Raw genomic sequence first — 6,000 nt, 5'->3', positions numbered from 1 at the left:
GGCGAATGCCGCGGCCGCTTTGGGCGTATGGGGAGCCGGCTGCCGCCCATGGAGCGGCAGCCGGGAGGTCACTGCTTCGGCAGCGCGTAGGTGATCACCTGATCCGACACCTTCGGCAGCAGGATCGAGTTGCCGCCGACGACGAAGGTCACGTATTCGCGGCCCTTGTAGGTGTAGACCGCGGGCATCGAGACTGCCGGGGCGTCCACCAGGCTCTTCCACAGCACCTTGCCGGACTTCAGGTCGATCGCCCGGACGCGGCTGTCCATGGACGCACCGATGAAGATCACGCCCGACTTGGTGATCACCGGCGCGCCGATCGTCACCGAGCCCCAGGATTCCGGCATGTAGAAGCCGTATTTCTGCACCTGGCCGAAGGGCTCGTTCCACAGCCGCTCGCCGGTCTTCAGATCGTAGGCCGCGAGCGTGCCGTAGGGCGGCTTCCAGCAGGGCATGCCGGCCCAGTTGAGGAAGGTCTCCAGGTGGAAGGCGTAGGGCGAACCGGCCTGCGCATAGTCGCCGGAGGTCTCGCCGTTCTGCTTCTGCTGCTCGTACTGGTCGCGCGGGATCAGCTTGTAGATCTGCACGACGTGGTTGGAGTTGACGACATAGATGCCGTCGGTCGGATCGACCGCGCCGCCGCCCCATTCCGTGCCGCCGGTCGTCGGCGGCCAGGTGATGGTGCCCTGCAGGCTCGGCGGCGTGAACTGGCCGTCGTCGCGATAGCTCGCCGCCTTCTTGCTGCATTCGCCGAAGCTGACCCAGTCGGCGATGGTCGAGACGCCCGGCCAGTTGTCGGGGATCACCCGCTTCGGCTTGGCGACATAGGGCTGCGTCGGGGAGGCCTCTTCGCCCGGAACGTCGGACGCCGGCACCTTCCGCTCCTCGATCGGGTAGATCGGCTCGCCGGTCACGCGGTTCAGCACGTAGAGGAAGCCCTGCTTGGAGGACTGCACCAGCGCCGGGATCGTCTTGCCGTCCTTCTGGATGTCGACGAGGGTCGGCGGAGAATCCGTGTCGACGTCCCAGATGTCGTGATGGACGAGCTGCCGGCTCCAGACCACCTCGCCGGTCTCGGCGTCGAGCGCCGTCACCGAGGTGCCCAGCGGCAGCTTCTCCTTGCGGTCGCCGCCGTAGAAGTTCGGGCTCGGCGAGGAGACCGGGATGTAGAGAAGGCCCCGTTCCGGATCGATCGACATCGATGCCCACACGTTGGATGTGCCGGTGGTCTGGATGTACTGCTTGGGGATGGCGTTGAACATCCACTTCAGCTTGCCGGTGCGCGCGTCGAGGGCGAACACTGTGCCCGGAGGTGCGGCCTTGTCGGCCCAGTCCTTGCCGGCCCAGCCGAGGAACAGCGTGTCGTGATAGACCGTCGGCGGCTGCAGCAGCGACAGCGGCCACTTGTTGTTGATCGTGTTCCACCGGTTGACGTCGAGCATGCCGTCCTTGCCGAAGTTCTGGCACGGCTTGCCGGTATCGGCGTCGACGGCCCAGAGCTTGGCGTCCATCGTGCCGATGTAGACGATCTTCTGGCAGGCCTCGCCCTTCTGCGGGTTGTCCGCCTGCCAGTAGGCGACGCCGCGGTTCTTCATGTCCGGCTGGGTCAGCGCCTTCAGCACGGCGTGCGGGTTGAAGATCCACTTCACCTTGCCGGTGTCCGGCTCCAGCGAGATGATCCGGTAGAACGGCGTGCCGATGTAGAGCGAGTTGTTGACGAAGAGCGGCGTTGCCGACCAGACCGACATCGGAACCTTCCCGGAGCCGTCGGAGACGTCGCCGGTGTGGTATTCCCACACCTTCTGGAGGTTCTTGACGTTCTGCGGCGTGATCTCGTCGGCGACGGCGTATTTCTGCGCCATCAGGTCGCCGTTGAAGGTCGCCCAGCTCTGCGGCGACTGCATCCAGGCGTCCGGCCCCTTCTTCTGCGGCTGGGCGACACCCTGCGCACTGGCCGTGCCGTCAGTCGGCGTCGTGACCCGGCCGCCGTCCTTGGTCGGGGTGGAGGTCAACAGGGGCGGCGTCTGGTTCTGCTGGGCCTGCCCGTTCTGCTGGGCCTGCGCACCGGCAGCGTTGCCGGCCGCCGCAGTCCCCTGACCCGCTGCCGGAGCCGCCACGCCGGGGACGCCGCCTGCCTGGCTGCCGCCTGCATTGCCGCCGGCCGCTTGGCTGGACGAGCTGTTCGTGCCGGTCGTGCCCGCAGTGCCCTGGGTGGAGGATCCGTTCGCGCCGGTGGCACCGTCGGCGCCGTCCTGCGACTGCGAGGAGTTGCCGGACACGCCGCCCTGATGCTGGGGCTGCGACGCCGAAATGCCCGGTGCCTCGCCGCCTGCGGGGGAGCCGCCGGTCTGCTGCGGTGACGGCTTGCTGCTGTCCGCCTGACTGCCCTGGTTGTCCTGCGCCAGAGCGAGCGAGGACGCCCCCGACAGCATCAGGAGCGTCGAGAGGGTGACGATGGTCGTGCGGATCATAATCAAGCTGCCCTTGCTTGCATGGACGGATCGGCGCGCCGCGGCCTGGCGGGGTCGATCAGGAGATGGAGGATCCAGGCGACGATTCCGGCTGCCATGGCACCGAGGACGATCCAGGCATCGAGGAAGTACGAGGCCGCCCCGCTGCCGATGAGGTCGAGAAGGATCAGGAAGGCGAGAATCCCGGTGAGCCAGCGCGGCCAACCGCTCGCAACCGCCAGGATGATCGCGGCCACGAAGAGGATGGCGGTGGACCCGAGAACGATATAGGCGCCGAGGGAGAAGGCGATGCCGTTGCCGGCGCTGAACGCGTTGATGGCCGCGACGACGAGTCCGACGAGGGCGCATAGGACCAACAGCCATGCGCCATATGCGACGGCTCTGCCGGTTCTGTCTGCCATGATAGGTGCTCCAGCCTTTTTGCAGGTGCGTCCGCATCTAGCGCCGCTGGTTCCGCCAGCGAGGGGAGCTGCATAGCCGAACCAATATTTTGCCGGGTCTGCGCTGTCGGCCCGGCGATCGCTGCCTGCTGCGCCGCAGCATGATGGTTCTCGCGTCCGCTGCGGAAGAGACCGGTCTGCGGCGCCTATCCGTCGCCAGCCTCAAGCCTGCCATCCTTTCGTGCGAACCGGGCTGCCTGGCGGGTCGCCATTACGGTTGCGTTCAGACGGAGACCATGGGAAGCTATTGGGGCGGCAGGGCTTTTTCTGCCGATGGGGACTCTCGAAGATATCGGACCTTTCTGGGAAGATGAAACGCCTCTGCGTCCTCGCCCTCCTGCCGCTGATCGCGTCGTGCAGCAGTGTTCCGAACTGGTCGATGCCCTCGTTCAGCGTTCCGCAGATGGAATTTCCCGACATCGACGTCGCCCGGCTCTGGTCGAGCAGCGACAGCAAGAAGCTCGTCCGCGCCGCCCCCTATTCGCTGACCACGCAGGAGACGCAGGCGATGCAGGCTGCGGTTCGCGCAGCCTTTCCCACCGATTGGAGCGTGACTTTCGTCGGCGCCCGCGCCGGCAGGCTCCCCGGCGGCAAGATCGCCGTTTGCGGCGTGGCGACCGCCGGCACGAACAAGGCCGTCGGCTATCCGTTCCGCGTGATGGGGGAGGGCGGTGCCGCGGCGGCGGGACCGCAATTCCAGCTTCGTCAGCTCGGTCGCAGCCGCGACGAGCGCCTGTCGATCTACATCGATTGCAACGCGCTCGGTCTCGTCTGAGGCGAGGGTCGCCGGCGCGGTAGCCGATCCGTCGGTCACCCATCGGTTGATCATCGGTCGGACCGGCTGATCTCTGCCCCATCGAGCGTCCGGCCGACAGGCGGAATGCCCGCTCCGTCCCCCGAAGCGGGCAATATTTTGGGGAGGTAGGCCGAGCCGCTACGCTGTCCTGGCGGCAGCGTCCGCGGTTGCCCGCTGCTTCTCCTCGCGAAAATAGGCCTGTGCCGCGGCGACGCCCGCGCCGAGCGTGATCTTCGCGCCGGCATCGGCCAGCGCCATCTCGGCCGCGCCCAGCGCCGAGAGGCACATGACCTCGTTCAGATCGCCGAGGTGCCCGATCCGGAAGACCTTGCCGTTGAGGCGCGCGAGCCCGCCGCCGAAGGAGGTGTCGTAGCGCTCGTAGGCGATCCGCAGCACGGCGTTGGCGTCGACGCCCTCGGGCGTCCGGATCGCCGAAACGGTGTCGGAATGCCATTTCGGCGCAGCCGCGACGAGCGACAGGCCGAGCCCGGCGACCCCGCGGCGCACGCCTTCGGCAAGCCGATGATGTCTGGCAAAGACGTTGTCCAGCCCCTCCTCGAACAAGAGGTCCAGCGACGCCCTGAGGCCGTGGAAGAACTGCGTCGGCGGCGTGTAGGGGAAATAGCCGGAGTCGTTGGCCGCCATCATGTTGTCGAAGCTGAAATAGAAGCGCTCCATCTTCGGACGGTTGTCGCGCGCGGCCGCCAGAGCCTTCTCCGACACCGAGAGGAAGGACAGGCCGGGCGGCAGCATGAAGCCCTTCTGCGATCCCGCCACGGCGAGGTCGACGCCCCACTCCTCCTGCCGGAAGTCGATCGAGGCGATCGAGGAGACGCCGTCGACGAAGATCAGCGCCGGGTGCGAATGCGCGTCGAGCAGCCGCCGCACGCCGGCGACGTTCGACGTCACGCCCGTCGCCGTCTCGTTGTGGGTGACGAAGACGGCGCGGATGTCATGCGCGGTGTCCGCGGCGATGAGCTTCTCGTAGGCCTCGAGCGGGACGCCTTCGCCCCATTCGACCTCGAGCACCGTGGCGTCGAGGCCGAGCCGCAACGCCATCTCCGCCCACTGGTGCGAGAACTGGCCGAACCGCGCCATCAGCACCCTGTCGCCGCGCGCCAGCGTGTTCTGGATCGCCGCCTCCCAGGTGCCGGTACCGGAGGAGGGGAACATGAAGACCCGGCCGCTGTCGTTCTTGAACACCCGCTTCAGGTCGGCAAACAGCGGCAGCGTCAGCGCCGGCATGTCGGGCGCGCGCTGGTCCTCCATCGGCACGTTCATCGCCCGGCGCACGCGCTCCGGCACATTGGTCGGGCCGGGGATGAAGAGATGCCTGATGCCGTGTTTCATGTCTGTCCTCTCATGCGGGGCGATGGGCTGATACGGATTGGCTTCCGATGTCGACGGGGTGGGGTCTTCTGAGCCGACGGAGACCGGCCGGCGCCGCCGGGCCGGCTCGGCCAAACAAGATAGGCGAGCGGGGCTCGAAAGGGAGAATTTCAAATCCTGAATAATGCGTAAGGAAATCTTAAACCGTGTCGCCGCCGGCCTCCGGCGGCCGCGCCATCTTTCTGTGGGCGAAGCTGATCATCGGGCGGGCGAAGCTTTGCCGCCGAAGGGCCCCTTCCTGTAGTCAGGCGACAACGGGCAGAGCGAAGCGGGATCGCGCTGCCCGTCGCCGACGGTTCGAAACAGCGCAGCCGCCTCGGTGCTCTCAGTGCAGATGAGAACGAAAGGGACGCTGCCATGGGTCTCCTCTCCGGCCTGATCGGCCTGACCAGCGATGTCGACGTCGACGAGGTCCGCAGGGACCTCGCGCCGATTCTCCTGCCGGACGAGGAGATCGCTCTGGCCTTCCAGGTGGTGCGCGACCTCCTCGTCTTCACCGGGTCGCGCCTCGTCATCGTCGACAAGCAGGGCATGACCGGACGCAAGCGCTACATCCAGTCGATCCCGTACCGCTCGATCACCATGTTCGCCATCGAGACGGCCGGCCATTTCGACGTGGACTCCAAGATGACGCTCTGGATCAGCGGCCAGCCGCCGATCGAGCGCGAGCTCTCCCGGCGCGCCAATATCGCCGGGATCCAGCGGGCGCTGGCCGACGGCGTTCTGCGCAGGTGAGGGCGCCGTGGTTGCGGCCGCAGGCTCTGCCCGCTGCCGCAGCGCTCGGCGATCCTGCGGGTGCGCTCGAAATCCAGGATGAGCAGCGGTTCCCGCACTCACGAATTGTTGAAGAGCGGATTTGTCAAGGATGCGGATTTTTTCCCGGCAGCAGGGATCGGAATCTTCT

Annotated in this window: 5 protein-coding genes; 2 read left to right on the top strand and 3 right to left on the bottom strand. The window is 67.0% G+C overall.

Annotated elements, in window-relative coordinates:
* Window positions 1-68 precede the first annotated feature (68 nt).
* Both AB5S17_RS04015 and AB5S17_RS04010 read right to left on the bottom strand, forming a co-directional pair.
* Entirely contained in the window at window positions 69-2,471 is a 2,403-nt protein-coding gene (locus AB5S17_RS04015; protein ID WP_369236412.1) for a PQQ-binding-like beta-propeller repeat protein, read from the bottom strand.
* A gap of 2 nt (window positions 2,472-2,473) precedes the next feature.
* On the bottom strand, window positions 2,474-2,872 hold the full coding sequence (locus tag AB5S17_RS04010) for a hypothetical protein (protein WP_369236410.1): 399 nt from the start codon (window positions 2,870-2,872) through the stop codon (window positions 2,474-2,476).
* A 349-nt stretch (window positions 2,873-3,221) separates the two neighbouring features.
* Between AB5S17_RS04010 and AB5S17_RS04005 the strand changes: the two genes are divergently transcribed.
* A complete protein-coding gene (locus tag AB5S17_RS04005; RefSeq protein ID WP_369236408.1) occupies window positions 3,222-3,686 on the top strand; it encodes a hypothetical protein in 465 nt (154 codons plus the stop codon).
* 159 nt (window positions 3,687-3,845) lie between these two features.
* Here the strand turns inward: AB5S17_RS04005 and AB5S17_RS04000 are convergent, their stop codons facing one another.
* Window positions 3,846-5,057, bottom strand: coding sequence for an aminotransferase class V-fold PLP-dependent enzyme (locus AB5S17_RS04000; RefSeq protein WP_369236406.1), 1,212 nt, complete (start codon window positions 5,055-5,057; stop codon window positions 3,846-3,848).
* 396 nt (window positions 5,058-5,453) lie between these two features.
* Here AB5S17_RS04000 and AB5S17_RS03995 point away from each other — a divergent pair, with 396 nt between their 5' ends.
* Window positions 5,454-5,831, top strand: coding sequence for a PH domain-containing protein (locus AB5S17_RS03995; RefSeq protein ID WP_369236404.1), 378 nt, complete (start codon window positions 5,454-5,456; stop codon window positions 5,829-5,831).
* The last annotated feature ends 169 nt before the right edge of the window (window positions 5,832-6,000 follow it).

This window comes from Jiella sp. M17.18, assembly GCF_041027365.1.
GTDB lineage: Bacteria > Pseudomonadota > Alphaproteobacteria > Rhizobiales > Rhizobiaceae > VKMB-3413.
This window is presented reverse-complemented; position numbering and strand designations above follow the sequence as displayed.

Bases quoted from the DNA above. Each gene is read 5' to 3' on its own strand.
- AB5S17_RS04015 (WP_369236412.1), bottom strand. From the start codon at position 2,471: ATGATCCGCACGACCATCGTCACCCTCTCGACGCTCCTGATGCTGTCG.
- AB5S17_RS04010 (WP_369236410.1), bottom strand. From the start codon at position 2,872: ATGGCAGACAGAACCGGCAGAGCCGTCGCATATGGCGCATGGCTGTTG.
- AB5S17_RS04005 (WP_369236408.1), top strand. From the start codon at position 3,222: ATGAAACGCCTCTGCGTCCTCGCCCTCCTGCCGCTGATCGCGTCGTGC.
- AB5S17_RS04000 (WP_369236406.1), bottom strand. From the start codon at position 5,057: ATGAAACACGGCATCAGGCATCTCTTCATCCCCGGCCCGACCAATGTG.
- AB5S17_RS03995 (WP_369236404.1), top strand. From the start codon at position 5,454: ATGGGTCTCCTCTCCGGCCTGATCGGCCTGACCAGCGATGTCGACGTC.